This is a genomic window from Bradyrhizobium sp. IC3195 (assembly GCF_020193585.1).
Taxonomy (GTDB): Bacteria; Pseudomonadota; Alphaproteobacteria; order Rhizobiales; family Xanthobacteraceae; genus Bradyrhizobium; species Bradyrhizobium yuanmingense.
The window spans coordinates 192,749-206,934 of sequence record NZ_JADYVG010000004.1 but is presented as its reverse complement, the minus strand read 5'-3'; the positions used below and the strand labels follow the sequence as shown (position 1 = coordinate 206,934).

The window sequence follows — 14,186 nt, the reverse complement described above, 5'->3', positions numbered from 1 at the left end:
AAGGCGGGAAGGAAGAAAGCGTAGCTCAATTCTCCTGGCTCGCACGCTCCAGCGCTTCGATCAGATCGTCAATCTCCATGCGCTTGCGGAAATCCGGATCGACAAAGCGGGCTTTCACGATGCCGTCGCGTCCGACCAGGAACACGGCCGGGATCGGCAGCATCCAGCCCTCATTGCCGTGGAATTTCGCCATGTCCTGATAGGACAGCAATTGCTGGATCTCGGCACCTAACCAGATCGCGAGGTTGAGCGACAGCGCATAGCCGTTGTCGAGATCCGTCAGGATCGGAAACGGCGCGCCGGATTCGGACTTGAGCTGCCCGGTATATTCCTGCGTCTCCGGCACGATCGCGACGACCTGCGCCCCCATCGCCTTGATGCGGTCCAGCGCCTGGACCACGGCGCGGACATTGAGCCGGCAATAGGGACACCAATGGCCGCGGAAGAACATCACCGCGACGGGGCCTCCCTCCAGCAGCGAGGGCAGCGACACGAGACGGCCACCCTCGTCGGGCAGCATGAACGGCGGCATCGGGTCGCCCGGCCGCGGCGCGGTCTCGCCGCCGCCGTTGTCGCTCAATCGCGCGACCAGGCGATCGACCGCCTCGCCATAGGCCGGAAAGACCTCGCGGCTGGCATCTGCATAGGCGCGGAGCTGTTCGTTCAGCGTGCTGTCCATGTCGCGGCAGCGCTGGAACGCGAGCCTGAGCTGTTCGGCATCGGCTGGCGAGAGAGACGTCATCTTCCTGCTCCGGCTTCCTTGCAGGCGAATATTAGTTTCCCGGTTCGCCCGCCCGCAAGGGGCGACCGCAATCGGGCGTGCTGGCATCGGACGCCGGATGCTGCGAAAGCGGAAATGCCGATGCCCAATCGGTTCGATAGCTGCCGCCTATCGGCATAGCGCGGGGCTATCGCATCGAAAGCAAGCCGGCATTTCAACATGGAAAAGGTCTCGACGAAGCTCCTGCCATAGCCCGCGGCCATCAGGGCTCGCGGCCAACAGAGGAGACTTTCCATGTCTAGCCATCTCACAATGTCGCGCGTGGTTTGGACAGGCGTTGCCGTTCTCGGCGCGCTGACATTTGCGACGCCGGTTTTCGCCGGCGAATGTCCGGCCGGCAAGACCAAGCCGAATGCGCAGCCGATGGTCGACTACAAGCCTGTCGGCGTTACCGACGTGACGCTCGGCGCGATCGATCTCGGCAAGCAGCCCGCCCGTATTGAGGGCCGCGAGCTGCGCTTCCGCAAGCTGACCATCGAGCCCGGCGGCATCGTGCCCTGGCACAGCCATGACGACCGTCCGGCCCTGATCTTCGTGCAGCAGGGCGAGATCGTCGAATACGCCTCCAACTGCGTCGACCCGATCGTGCACAAGGCCGGCGACATCCGCCCCGAAGTCCACGGCACCTCGCACTGGTGGAAGAACCTCGGCAAGGAGACCGTCATTCTCTATGTCGGCGACGTCCGCAAGGATCCCAACGATCGCCATATGTAATTCCGTGCGGCCATCCTTCGAGACGCCCGCTTCAGGCGGGCTCCTCAGGATGAGGACGGAGTGTGCGGCAGCAGCCTCGGCGGCCACGATGTCGCTTAGCCTCATCCTGAGGAGACCGCCACCGGGTCCGCGCAGAGCGCGGCCCGATGACAGGCTCCGCGGTCGTCTCGAAGGACGAGGCGCGCGCTCGGGGCATGCCAGGGCATGAGGGAGCGCAACGACATGACCGATCTTTCCGCATCGATCAAACCGATCGCGACGACGATGAATGCGCATTCCCCTGGCTTCGCGTTTCGCTCGCTCGTGATCGGCCTCACCGCATTCCTGACGGTCGTCGATCTCTTCGCGACGCAGGCGATCCTGCCCTCGCTGACACGGCACTACGGCGTCACACCCGCGGCAATGGGCTTTGCCGTCAATGCCAGCACCTTCGGCATGGCCGCAGCCAGCCTCGTCGTCGGCTTCTTCAGCCCGCGCATCGACCGGCGAACGGGCATCCTGCTCAGCCTGGCCCTGCTTGCGGTCCCCACCAGCCTGCTTGCTGTCGCGCCCAATCTTGCCGTCTTCGCCGCGTTGCGGGCCGCGCAGGGCCTGTGCATGGCGTCCGCCTTCGCGCTCACCCTCGCCTATCTCGGCGAGCAATGCAGCGCCATGGACGCCGGCGGCGCCTTTGCCGCCTACATCACCGGCAATGTCGCCAGCAATCTCGTCGGCCGGCTGATCTCGGCCGCATTGGCCGATGGCCTCGGCCTCGCCTGGAACTTCTACTTCTTCGCGGCGCTCAATCTTGCCGGCGCCGCGCTGGTCTATTTCACCGTCAACCGCGTGCCGCCGATGCATGCGATGACGCCGGCGGCTTCGCCGCTCGCCGCCACCATCGCGCATTGGCGCAATCCGCAGCTGCGCGCCTCTTTCGGCATCGGCTTCTGCATCCTGTTCGCCTTCATCGGCACCTTCACCTACGTCAATTTCGTGCTGGTGCGGCCGCCGCTGTCGCTCGGCATGATGGATCTCGGCCTCGTCTATTTCGTCTTCTTGCCGTCGATCGTCACGACGCTTCTGGCCGGCAGGGTGGCGGCGCGGCTGGGAACGCGGCCCACGATCTGGGGCGCGCTCGCTGTTGCCGGGCTCGGCCTGCCCTTGATGCTGTCGCCGCGTCTGGGCGAAGTGCTCGCCGGCATGGTCCTGGTCGGGGTCGGCACATTCTTCGCACAGGCCGCCGCGACGGGTTTCGTCGGACAGGCCGCAGCCGACAATCGCGGCATCGCCAGCGGGATCTATCTTACGTGTTACTTCTGCGGCGGACTGGTCGGCACCGCCGTGCTCGGGCGCCTGTTCGACGCTTTCGGATGGCAGGCGTGCGTATTCGGCGTGGGCGCGGCGCTCGCTGCCGCAGCCCTGCTTACATTCGCCCTGAAACGCTAGCGCTTGGCCGGCGCTTCCTGCGGCGGCTCGTCGTCGGCGATCGCGCGCCAGGCGGCGCCGTCGAGATCGTCGTACTGGCCGCTCCTGAGCGACCACAGGAAAGCGACGAGACCGGCACCTCCGAGCATCAATGCTAGCGGGACCAGGATGACCAGTATCTCCATTACACGATCTCCCGCGAGGCGCTGCGGGCGCGCAGCGAGTTCAGCATCACCAGGATCGACGATCCGCTCATGGCGGCAGCGGCGATCAGGGGCGTCACGACGCCGCTGATCGCAACCGGCACCGCGAGCACATTGTAGCCGATCGCAAGCCAGAGGTTCTGCCGCATCAAATGCAGCGCCTTGCGCGAGGCGTCGATGGCGGCGACGACGGGAGCCAGCGGCCGGCCGAGGAAGACGAGATCGGCGGTGGCCTGGCTGAGATGCGCGGCCGAGATCGGCGACATCGAGACATGGGCCGACGCGAGCGATGGCGCATCGTTCATGCCGTCGCCGACCATCAGCACTTTCGCACCGCGCCGTTTCAGCTCCTCGATCCGCGCGATCTTGTCGGCCGGGGTGACGCTGGCGCGCCACTCGGGGATGTCGAGCGATTGGGCCGCGGCCTTCACGGCCGGCTCGCGATCGCCGGACAGGATCTCGATGCCGATGTTGCGCGCCTTCAGAGCCGCGATCACCGCCTTGGCATCGGGTCGCAGGCCCTGGCGAACCGAGAGGATGAATTTTTCGCTGCCCTTGCTGAACGCGACGATGGAAGCTTCGGGATCGACCAAGGCGCTGGCGACCAGCGCCTCGGCACCGCAGAAGGAGGGACGGCCGAGGCGAAGCTCGAGGCCGTCGACGGTCGCACGGACACCCTGCCCGGCCTCCTCCACCGCACTGAGGATCGGAGACTTCGCACCGGCAGCTTGCGCGACGGCGGCAGCCACCGGGTGATGGCTCGACAGTGCGAGCCGGCCGGCGAGTTCGAAGACATCGGTGGGAATGTCGGCGGCATTCATCACTTCGAGCTCGGGCAGCGTCAGCGTGCCGGTCTTGTCAAAGATCACATGGTCGGCTTCAGCCAGCCGCTCGATCGCATCGCCCGCATTGAGCAGAACACCGGCCTTGAACATCGCGCCCGAGGCCACCGTCTGCACCGTCGGGATCGCAAGCCCTAGGGCGCAGGGACAGGTGATGATAAGCACGGCGACGCCGGTCACGATCGCATCGTGCCAGCTCGCACCGGCGAGGACCCATCCGAGAATGGTCAGGAGCGCGGTCGCATGCACCACCGGCGCATAGAGCCGCGAGGCCCGGTCGGCAAGGCGCATGTAGCGCGAGCGCGCCTGGAGCGCGTTGTCGAGCAGCCGCGTGATCTCGGCGAGCAGCGTCGCCTCGGAGGCAGCCGAGACCCGCACCCGCAAGCTGCCGGAGATGTTCATCGATCCCGCATAGACCGGCGTGCCCTGCTCGGCCGTGACATAGAGCGTCTCGCCGGTGATCAGGCTCTGGTCGATCTCGGAACGCCCTTCGATCACGGTGCCGTCGATCGCGCAGCGCTCGCCGGGCCGGAGCAGCACGATGTCGCCCGGATTGATCGCCGCCACCGGCACCTGCGAGATCTCGTCGGGCCCGATGAACTTCGCGGCCGTCTCAGCCTTCAGCGCGGCGAGATTGCCGGCGACCGCGCGGGTCCGCCGCCGCATGTTCTGGTCGAGGAAGCGGCCGACCAGGAGGAAGGTCAGCAGCATGATCGCGGCGTCGAAATAGGCATGCTCGGCGTGGTGGATGGTCTCGACCACGGACATGCCGAGCGCCAGGATCACGCCGATCGAAATCGGCACGTCCATGTTGGTGGTCTTGGCCGACAGAGCGCGCCAGGCCGAGCGAAAGAACGGCTGGCCGGCATAGGCCGCCGCCGGCAGCGCGATCAGCGCCGACAGCCAGTGGAAGAAATCGCGCTGCTCCGGCAGCATGTCCGAGACGTTGCCGGACCACACCGGGATCGACAGCATCATCACGTTCATGGTGGCGAACGCGGCGACCCCGAGGCAGCGCAGCAGGAAGCGGGATTCGGCGACCTCGGCCACTTCCGCACTCTCGGTCTCGAACGGATAGGCCTTGTAGCCGAGCTCTTCGAGCCGGTCGATGAAACGGCCGGGGTCGAGCGTGCCCGCCTTCCATTCCAGCGCGACGCGGCGGTCGGTGAGGTTGACGCGCGCCAGGGTGACGTCGGGGATGGCCGAGAGCCCGCGCTCGATCTTGGCCATGCAGCCGGCGCAGTGAACGCCCTCGACGGCGAGATCGATGTGCCGGAGGCCCTCGCCCGCATCGCGGACGTAATGAGAGAAATCGCGCGTGACCTGCATGACGGAATCCTTCAGTTCAGGATCACGCGGTTGCGCGACATGAACACGCGTGTCCCCCGCGCCTCGCCCTCGATCACCAGGTCCCATTGGCCCGGCGCGACGGACGCCGCATTGCCGCGATAGAGGCCGATGCCGGCTTCGCTGAGCTCGACGGCGAGGTCGGCGCGCTTGTCGGTCGGCCGCTCCAGCCGGCCGCCGAACTTCAGCCCGGAGATCGGCTGGCCGCCGGCGTCGCGGGCCTCGACCTGGACCGAGGCGCCGCCATCGTTGCGGCGCTCGACATGGGCGTTGACCTTCCACTTCCGCGCGGCCTGGTCCTGCGCCGCCGAGATCTCGCGATCGTAGACGAGGCCCGCGGCATAGGGGCTGTCGACGTCGGTGCCGGGCAGCGTTGCGATGGCGAGCTTCATCATGGTGGCATTGACGCCGATCACGAGGCCGAAGAAAGCGACCAGCATCAGGAAAACCTTGGTTCCGGTCAGCGGCTTGGATGACATGGTGGTCTCCTGATCTTACGGCGCGACAAAATTGTCGGTGGCGCTCGCGGCGACCCCGAGCCCGATGTCCATGACGTGGAAGCGGACCGGAATCGATTTCTCTGGATTGTTTTCGGCCGGCGCGGTGACCAGCAGCCGCAGCTCGCTGGTCGCATCGCGCGGGATCACGATGATCGGACGGTCCGGCGTGACCGAATCGATGCCGACGACGTGCATCGTGGGGTTCACGGGCCCCTCGACGTCGATCGCGATGACGCGGTCGTAGCCGCTCTTGTTCAGCAGCCGCACCGTATAGGCGTTGCGGATCGAGCCGTCGCTCAGCTTGACCGCGACCGGGTTGCGGTCGTGCAGCACGTTGACGTCGAGCAGGCTGCGGGTCGCCAGCGTATAGATCATGAAGCCGCCGACGGCCGCGATAATGGCACTATAGACGACGGTGCGAGGCCGGACGATCCGGTAGATCGGCGCCTTGCCTTCCTGGCGGCGATGGATGTTGATGTCGTTGTCGTAGCCGATCAGCCGCTTCGGCCGGCCGATCTTTGTCATCACGTTGTCGCATGCGTCGATGCAGAGGCCGCACTGGATGCATTCCATCTGCGGCCCGTTGCGGATGTCGATGCCGGTCGGGCAGACCGCGACGCATTGGTAGCAGTCGACGCAATCGCCGACCTGCTGGCCGAGGGCGCGCAGCTCGACGGCCTTTTTCACCGAGGTGCGCTTCTCGCCGCGGTCATAGCGATAGGTGACGTTGAGCGCCCATTCGTCGGTGAGTGCTGCCTGAATGCGCGGCCACGGACACATATAGGTGCAGACCTGCTCGCGCATGAAGCCGGCGAGCAGATAGGTCGTCGCGGTGAGGATGCCGATCCAGATATAGGCGAGCATCGGCCCCTGGAAGGTGACGAGCTCCTTCACCAGGGTCGGCGCGTCGTTGAAATAGAGCACCCAGGCGCCGCCGGTCCACCAGGCGATCATGAGCCAGATCGAATGCTTGAGCACGATCTCGGAGATGCGCTCCAGCTTCATCGGATCGGACGATTTGTCCTTCTTCATCCGCTCGCGCCGGTCGCCCTCGATCAGGCGTTCGACCGCGTAGAACAGGTCGGTCCACACCGTCTGCGGACAGAGATAGCCGCACCAGATCCGCCCGCCGATGGAGTTCATCAGGAACAGCGCCACCGCGGCGACGATCAACAGGCCCGTGAAGTAATAGACCTCCTGCGGCCACAGCTCGATGAAGAAGAAATAGAAGCGGCTGTTGGGAAGATCGATCAGCACCGCCTGGCTCGGCGCGCCGAGACCGCGATTCCAGCGCACGAAGGGCAGGAAGTAGTAGACGCCGAGGCAGAATGCCATCAGGCCCCATTTGATCCGGCGGAAAGTACCGGAGACGCTCTGGGGATAGACCTTCTTGCGGGCCGCATAGAGCGGCCCGACGTCGTCCGCGAGCTTCAGTTCGTTCGGATTGACGGTCTTGTTCATCGCCTCGAGCTTCTTCAAAGGTGCGATTAAACCTAGACCCGGCACCGCCGCGCAGGTTGATCCAACGCAAACGGGGGCGCTTTTCTTCGCCCCCGCCGGAAGTCGTCGGTCGCGGATCGGCCTATTTGCCGCCGCCGAGCGAGTGGACGTAGACCGCCATCGCCTTGATGGTGGCGGGATCGAGCCGGCCTTCCCAGGCCGGCATCACGCCGGCGCGGCCCTGGCCGATGGTCTCGATCAGGCTCGCCTCGTCGGAGCCGTAGAGCCAGATCTTGTCGGTCAGATCAGGTGCGCCCATCTCCTGGTTGCCCTTGCCGGCGTCGCCGTGGCAGGCGGCGCAATTCTCCGCGAAGATCTTCTGGCCCTTGGCGGCGTCATAGCCGTTGCGGGTCGACAGGCCCGACAGCGACCGCACGTAATTGGCGGCGGTGACGATCTCGTCGCCCTTCAGCACGCCATCCTTGCCGAAGGCGAGCATCTGCCCCTCATGGGTCTTGGCATGGCCCGACCGCACGCCGAACTGGATGGTCTGCATGATCTGGTCGAGCGAGCCGCCCCACAGCCATTCGTCGTCGTTCAGGTTGGGATAGCCCTTGGACCCCGTCGCACCCGTGCCGTGGCACGGCGCGCAATTGTCGCCGAACACCGTCTTGCCCTTGGCGCGCGCAAGCGCCAGCAGAGCCGGATCCTTCTGGATGTCGGCGAGCGAGGCCGTGCCCAGCGCCGCCATCTTGTCACCCCGGATCTTCTCGAGGTTGGCGAGCTCGACCGCGACGTCGGCGCGCGAGGAGTAGCCGAACAGGCCGGTGGTGCTGCTTTGGATCAGCGGCCAGGCCGGATAGACGATCCAGTAGCCGATCGACCAGACGATGGTGAGATAGAAGGTGATCACCCACCACCGCGGCAGCGGCGTGTTGAGCTCCTTGATGCCGTCCCACTCGTGTCCGGTCGTTGACTTGCCGGAGACGGAATCGATGTCGCTAGAATGATCGGTCATGTTTTCTCACTCCTCCCGCAAGGGCAGGTGCGCTGCCTTGTCGAACGCAGCCTTGTTACGGGGCCAAAATGCGTAGGCGATGATCGCGAGAAAGATCGCGACGAACACCGGTGTCCAGATCGTCGTCGCGAGATCGGACGCAAGATTATGGACGGTCAGGATGGCTTTCATCGTTCATGCCTTCTCAGCGAAGATTGGCTTTCTCGTTGTAGATCTTGAAGTCGACCAGCGTGCCGAGCATCTGCAGGTACGCGACCAGCGCGTCCATCTCGGTCGGCGTGCCGGTCTTGCCGTCGAAATTGCGTACGACGGCCTTGGCGTAGCGCTTGGTGAAGGCGTCGGTGCCGGCATTGTCCGGATCGGCCTGGGCCTTCAGGTCGCCGGCGGCATTGGCGATCTGCTCGTCGCTATAAGGGACGCCGACGGTCCTGAGGGTGCGCATGTCGCCGGCGATCGCATCCGGGTCGACCTCGGCCTTGCTGAGGAACGGATAGCCGGGCATCACGGACTGCGGCACGATCGCGCGCGGGTTGGCCAGATGGGTGACGTGCCACTCGTCGGAATATTTGGCGCCGACACGGGCGAGATCCGGGCCGGTGCGCTTGGAGCCCCACTGGAACGGGTGATCGTACATGCTCTCGGCGGCGAGCGAGAAGTGGCCGTAGCGCTCGACCTCGTCGCGCAGGGGCCGGACCATCTGCGAATGGCAGAGATAGCAGCCCTCGCGGACATAGACGTTGCGCCCCGCCAGCTCCAGCGGCGTGTAGGGCCTGACCCCATCGACCTTCTCGATCGTGCTCTTGAGGTAGAACAGCGGAGTGATCTCAACGAGACCACCGACCGCGACCACCAGCAGGATGCCGACAATCAGGATGATCGAGTTCTTTTCGAAGATTTGGTGGCGTGTCCAGAACGACATTGCTTGAGCTCCTCATTCCGCCGGCTGAAGAGCGACGGGCATCTGGACTTCCTGCTCGCCGACGCGAACCGTCATCCAAAGATTGTAGGCCATGATCAGCGAGCCGATCAGGAACAGGCCGCCGCCTGCGGCGCGGATGATGTAGAAGGGATGCATCGCCTCGACGGTCTCGATGAAGGAATATTCGAGGAAGCCGAGCGAGGTGTAGGCGCGCCACATCAGGCCTTGCAGGATGCCGGAGACCCACATCGCCGAGATGTAGAGGACGATGCCAAGGGTGGCGACCCAGAAGTGCCAGTTGACGAGCTTGAGGCTGTAGAGGCCCTTGCGGTTCCAGGCCCACGGCACCAGGCAGTACAGCGCGCCGAAGGAGACGAAGCCGACCCAGCCGAGCGCGCCGGAATGCACGTGGCCGATGGTCCAGTCGGTGTAGTGGCTGAGCGAATTGACCACCTTGATCGACATCATCGGGCCTTCGAAGGTTGACATGCCGTAGAAGGCGACGGAGACCACGAGCATGCGCAGCACGGGATCGGTGCGCAGCTTGTCCCAGGCACCCGACAACGTCATCAGGCCGTTGATCATGCCGCCCCAGGAGGGCATCCACAGCATGATCGAGAAGGTCATGCCGAGCGTCTGCGTCCAGTCCGGCAGCGCCGTGTAGTGCAGATGGTGGGGACCTGCCCAGATGTAGAGGAAGATCAGCGCCCAGAAGTGGATGATCGAGAGCCGGTAGGAATAGATCGGCCGCTCGGCGCGCTTCGGGATGAAGTAGTACATGATGGCGAGGAAGCCGGCGGTCAGGAAGAAGCCGACCGCGTTGTGGCCGTACCACCACTGGAACATGGCGTCCTGGATGCCGCCCCAGGCGACGTAGGACTTCGAACCGAACACCGAAACGGGCAGCGCCGGGTTGTTGCCGAGATGCAGCACCGCGATCGTCACGATGAAGGCGAGATAGAACCAGTTCGCAACGAAGATGTGCGGCTCCTTGCGCTTGAAGATGGTGGCAAGGAAGACGAGCAGATAGACGACCCAGACGATCGTCAGCCACAGATCGGCGTACCATTCCGGCTCGGCATATTCCTTCGACTGGGTGACGCCGAGCAGATAGCCGGTGCCGGCGATCAGGATGAAGAAGTTGTAGCCGAGCACGACGAACCACGGCGCGAGGTCACCGGCAAGGCGCGCGCGGCAGGACTTCTGCACCACGTAGAAAGAGGTCGCGATCAACACGTTGCCCCCGAAGGCGAAGATCACGGCGGAGGTGTGCAGCGGACGCAGGCGGCCGAAGCTGATCCAGGGCAGATCGAAGTTCAGCGCGGGCCAGGCCAGCTGCGAGGCGATGATGAGGCCGACGAGGAATCCGGCAATGCCCCAGAACATCGCCATGAAGGCCGAGAACTTGATCGGCCCCATGCTGTAGTTCGGGCGGCCGTTGATCTCCTGGGCCGGCAGCGCCGCCGGCCGCTCGAAGTAGCGGTTGACGATGAAGAACACCGCAGCGAGGCTCGCCGCCGCGCTGAGCGCAGCGTGGAACGCGAAGGGCGCATCGAGCGCCTTGGCCGAGGCGATCACGCAGAGGAAAGCGGTGACTGCGAATACGACAGCCAAGCCGCTTTCACCGATGGTCATGGATTTTGAGATGGAGGGCTGGCTCATGCGGATTCTCTCTGAAAGAACACGCTGCCAGAAACCACATCCACCCTCGCGGCGAATTGATTGAAATCAAGATAGATGGATTTCTGTTAATGTGAGCCGATGCAGTGCCAGTTGAAATGCCCTCTCCCCTTGTGGGAGAGGGCAGCGAGAAAGGTGCGGCAAACTCACTTGGGTGAGGGGTTGGTTCCGCACGAAAAGTTTTTCCGTTGAAGCGGACCCCTCATCCGGCGCTTCGCGCCACCTTCTCCCGCAAGGGGAGAAGGGAAGAAAGATAGATAACCTCCGTGAAATCGCGGAGGTTGGAACAGAAGGATCCAGACCTCACTCCCGCGCCGTCGCCTTGAGCGCCGCGATGACGTCCTCGCGCGCGATGATGCCGGCCAGCTTCTGTGTGCCGTCGAGCACGATGATGCTCCTGATGCGGTGCTCGACCATGATCTGGAGCACGCGCGTCAGCCGCGTGTCGGGGCTGACATAGATGAACTCGGGCGTCATGACGTCGCCGATCTTGCGGCTCATCAGGTCGTCGTAGCGCGGCAACATCTGGCTCGGCGTGAAGGCGAAGCACTTCAGGATGTCGAACTTGGTGACGATGCCGACCACCTGCCCGTCGTCTTCGACCGGATAGGAATTGAAATCGTCGGTCTCGAACATCTCGCTGAGCTGGAACAAATCGAGGCCGCGCTGCACCGTCTTGACGTTGCGCGTCATGTAGCCGTCGACGGTCTGTTCAAGAAATTGGTACACGGCGCGTCCTCCTCGATTCCTCCAACTGGCCGGACGATGGTCAGTGCGACAGCAGCACGCTGCGGACGGTTTGCGTCACCAGATATTGGGTGACGCCTCCGAGGATCAGTTCGCGAAATCTCGAATGACCATAGGCGCCCGCGACGATCAGGCCCGCGCCGGTGTCGCCGGCGACTTTCTCCAACCGCGCAGCAGGGGTTTCGTTTCCTGCGGCCTCGAGAACCCGCGCAGTCGCGGTGATGCCGTGGCGGCCGAGCCAGGCGGCAACGTCGCTGACACCGGCCATCACGGCCGAACGGTCGTCGCCCCGCTCCGGGATTTCCACGATGGTGACGTCCTTCGCCTTGTGCAGCATCGGCAGCGCGCCCGCCACCGCCCGCCGCGCTTCCGGCGTGTCCTTCCACGCCACCAGCACGCTGCGCAGGTCGAGCCAGTTGGCCCGGTCGGGAACGACGAGCAGCGGGCGGCCGGTCTGCATCACCAGGTCCTTGGGACTCGCCAGCGAGAAAGCATCGGAGAAGGCCGGGCTCTGCCCGCCGCTGACGACGATGTCGGCGCAACGCGCCTGCGCCGTGACGAAGCGGGCCGGATAATCCATCGCGCTGCGCCACTCCGCATGCCCACCGCGATTCTTCACGGCGGCGCGGAATTGCGCTTCGAGCCCGGCCAGCCGCCGCTTGATCGAAGCTTCGCCCTCGTCGATCAGCGCTTGCGCCTCTGCGCCGTCGGTGAAATAGAGCGGCGGGACGAACTGCGCCGCAGCGACCCCGACGATGGCCGCCTCGAATCGTTCGGCGAGCTCGCCTGCGACCTGAAGACGCGCTTCGTTGGGCTGATCGAGCGCCAGGCTGACCATGACGGTGGCGTATGTCATCGGGGATCTCCAGCATTACAGAATTTTTTGAATCCTAGACCTGCTGCCGCGCAACAGGCTGAGCTAGATCAAATCGAGGTCTCTGGCTGCCCACTCTCCCGGAATGGGGAGTCCGGCAGTGGATTCAACGTCCACGCTTGCCTCCGGCCGAGCCTTGGGCGACATTGCCGAAGCGGTAACGGCATCCTGCCGGTCCGCCGAGAATAGGAGCAGAACCTTGGCGCCGACCCGCGGGAACCATCCGGCAGACGATGGTCGGGGCGAGCATTTCCGAGTCCGCATCGAGGGATTCGGGGTCGGCACCTGGGACCTCGACCTGCAGACTCGCGAGCTCGACTGGTCGGACACGGCCAGGCGACTGTTCGGCCTGCAGCCGGACCGGGCCGTCAGCTACGATCTCTTTCTTTCCCTGTTGGAGCCGGGCGATCGGGACCACCTCCTGAAGGCGATCGGGCGCACATCGGAAGGTGGCGGGGGCCTCGACTTGTCCTTCAAGGTCAGCGGCGCGTCCGGAAACGGCCAATGGATCCGGGCCAGGGCCGGCGTGATCCGGGACGATGCGGGCATGCCGCGTCATCTCAGCGGGATATTCCTGGACATCAACGAGGAGAAGCAGCTCGAAGAGGCCCTGCGGTCCCAGGAGAATCATCTTCGCTCGATTCTCGAAACGGTGCCCGATGCCATGATCGTCATCGATTCACGCGGCATCATGCAGCTCTTCAGCAGCGCGGCGGAGCGGCTGTTCGGCTACAGCAAGCAGGAAGCGATCGGCCGGAACGTGAGCATTCTCATGCCGGAGCCCGATCAGTCGCGTCACGACAGCTATCTCACGCGCTATCTCAGGACCAATGATCCGCACATCATCGGCATCGGCCGGATCGTGACGGGCAAACGCCGCGACGGCACGACCTTCCCGATGCACCTGTCCGTCGGGAAGACGCAACGCGCGGGCGAGCCCCATTTCACCGGCTTCGTCCGCGACCTCACCGAGCACCAGCAGACCCAGGCGCGGCTCCAGGAGCTGCAATCCGAGCTCGTGCACGTGTCGCGGCTGACCGCGATGGGCGAGATGGCTTCCGCGCTCGCCCACGAGCTCAACCAGCCGCTGGCGGCGATCAGCAATTACATGAAGGGATCGCGGCGCCTCCTCGCCGGCAGCACCGATCCCAACATGCCGAAGGTCGAAAGCGCGCTGGACCGCGCGGCGGAACAGGCATTGCGCGCCGGCCAGATCATCCGCCGCCTGCGCGACTTCGTCTCCCGCGGCGAATCCGAGAAGCGGGTCGAGAGCCTGTCCAAGCTTATCGAGGAAGCCGGCGCGCTCGGGCTCGCCGGCGCGCGCGAGCAGAACGTGCAGCTCCGCTTCAGCCTCGATCCCGACGCCGACCTCGTTCTCGCCGACCGGGTGCAGATTCAGCAGGTGCTGGTCAACCTGTTTCGCAACGCGCTCGAGGCGATGGCGCAGTCGCAGCGGCGCGAGCTCGTTGTCGCCAACACCCGTGTCGCCGACGGCATGATCGAGGTGGAGGTCGCCGACACCGGCATCGGCTTCCGGGAAGACATCATTCCAAACCTGTTCCAGACCTTCTTCACCACCAAGGACACCGGCATGGGCGTGGGACTCTCCATCAGCCGCTCGATCATCGAGGCCCATGGCGGCCGCATGTGGGCCGAGAGCAACGCAGCGGGCGGAGCGACGTTCCGCTTCACCCTGCCGGCAACCGACGAGAGCTGA

At 64.9% G+C, this 14,186-nt stretch carries 14 protein-coding genes; 3 read left to right on the top strand and 11 right to left on the bottom strand.

Annotation, left to right across the window (positions count from 1 at the left end):
- Window positions 1–25: 25 nt before the first annotated feature.
- Entirely contained in the window at window positions 26–742 is a 717-nt protein-coding gene (locus I6F09_RS11335) for a peroxiredoxin-like family protein (RefSeq protein ID WP_225134164.1), read from the bottom strand.
- A gap of 273 nt (window positions 743–1,015) precedes the next feature.
- Between I6F09_RS11335 and I6F09_RS11330 the strand changes: the two genes are divergently transcribed.
- Together I6F09_RS11330 and I6F09_RS11325 are read left to right on the top strand one after the other, a co-directional pair.
- On the top strand, window positions 1,016–1,495 hold the full coding sequence (locus tag I6F09_RS11330) for a cupin domain-containing protein (protein ID WP_225112673.1): 480 nt from the start codon (window positions 1,016–1,018) through the stop codon (window positions 1,493–1,495).
- Between the two features lie 222 nt (window positions 1,496–1,717).
- Entirely contained in the window at window positions 1,718–2,920 is a 1,203-nt protein-coding gene (locus I6F09_RS11325) for an MFS transporter (RefSeq protein ID WP_225188068.1), read from the top strand.
- Here the strand turns inward: I6F09_RS11325 and ccoS are convergent.
- From ccoS to I6F09_RS11275, 10 genes are all read right to left on the bottom strand, one after another.
- Window positions 2,917–3,084, bottom strand: a complete 168-nt coding sequence (gene ccoS / locus I6F09_RS11320; RefSeq protein ID WP_008550618.1) for a cbb3-type cytochrome oxidase assembly protein CcoS — start codon at window positions 3,082–3,084, stop codon at window positions 2,917–2,919. The genes I6F09_RS11325 and ccoS overlap by 4 nt on opposite strands.
- On the bottom strand, window positions 3,084–5,273 hold the full coding sequence (locus tag I6F09_RS11315) for a cation-translocating P-type ATPase (RefSeq protein ID WP_225188067.1): 2,190 nt from the start codon (window positions 5,271–5,273) through the stop codon (window positions 3,084–3,086). The genes ccoS and I6F09_RS11315 overlap by 1 nt, the downstream gene beginning before the upstream one ends.
- 11 nt (window positions 5,274–5,284) lie before the next feature.
- Complete coding sequence (locus I6F09_RS11310) at window positions 5,285–5,770, bottom strand: FixH family protein (RefSeq protein ID WP_057026793.1); 486 nt, start codon at window positions 5,768–5,770, stop codon at window positions 5,285–5,287.
- A gap of 15 nt (window positions 5,771–5,785) precedes the next feature.
- A complete protein-coding gene (gene ccoG, locus I6F09_RS11305; protein WP_225188066.1) occupies window positions 5,786–7,252 on the bottom strand; it encodes a cytochrome c oxidase accessory protein CcoG in 1,467 nt (488 codons plus the stop codon).
- 121 nt (window positions 7,253–7,373) lie between these two features.
- Window positions 7,374–8,249 (bottom strand): cytochrome-c oxidase, cbb3-type subunit III, encoded by an 876-nt coding sequence (gene ccoP, locus I6F09_RS11300; protein WP_225188065.1) that lies wholly within the window; start codon window positions 8,247–8,249, stop codon window positions 7,374–7,376.
- Between the two features lie 6 nt (window positions 8,250–8,255).
- Window positions 8,256–8,420: a cbb3-type cytochrome c oxidase subunit 3 gene (locus I6F09_RS11295; RefSeq protein WP_225188064.1), complete on the bottom strand. Its 165-nt coding sequence runs from the start codon at window positions 8,418–8,420 to the stop codon at window positions 8,256–8,258.
- Window positions 8,421–8,433: 13 nt separating this feature from the next.
- Window positions 8,434–9,168, bottom strand: coding sequence for a cytochrome-c oxidase, cbb3-type subunit II (gene ccoO / locus I6F09_RS11290; RefSeq protein WP_225188063.1), 735 nt, complete (start codon window positions 9,166–9,168; stop codon window positions 8,434–8,436).
- Window positions 9,169–9,180: 12 nt separating this feature from the next.
- Window positions 9,181–10,830 carry a cytochrome-c oxidase, cbb3-type subunit I gene (gene ccoN / locus I6F09_RS11285; protein WP_036004408.1) on the bottom strand — a complete coding sequence of 550 codons (1,650 nt, stop codon included), beginning with the start codon at window positions 10,828–10,830 and terminating at the stop codon, window positions 9,181–9,183.
- 321 nt (window positions 10,831–11,151) lie between these two features.
- Complete coding sequence (locus tag I6F09_RS11280) at window positions 11,152–11,577, bottom strand: CBS domain-containing protein (protein ID WP_225134168.1); 426 nt, start codon at window positions 11,575–11,577, stop codon at window positions 11,152–11,154.
- A 40-nt stretch (window positions 11,578–11,617) separates the two neighbouring features.
- The gene (locus I6F09_RS11275; RefSeq protein ID WP_225171708.1) at window positions 11,618–12,451 is read right to left on the bottom strand and encodes a universal stress protein; all 834 of its coding nucleotides are present in this window, start codon (window positions 12,449–12,451) and stop codon (window positions 11,618–11,620) included.
- Between the two features lie 217 nt (window positions 12,452–12,668).
- Between I6F09_RS11275 and fixL the strand changes: the two genes are divergently transcribed.
- Window positions 12,669–14,186 (top strand): sensor protein FixL, encoded by a 1,518-nt coding sequence (fixL, locus tag I6F09_RS11270; protein ID WP_225188062.1) that lies wholly within the window; start codon window positions 12,669–12,671, stop codon window positions 14,184–14,186.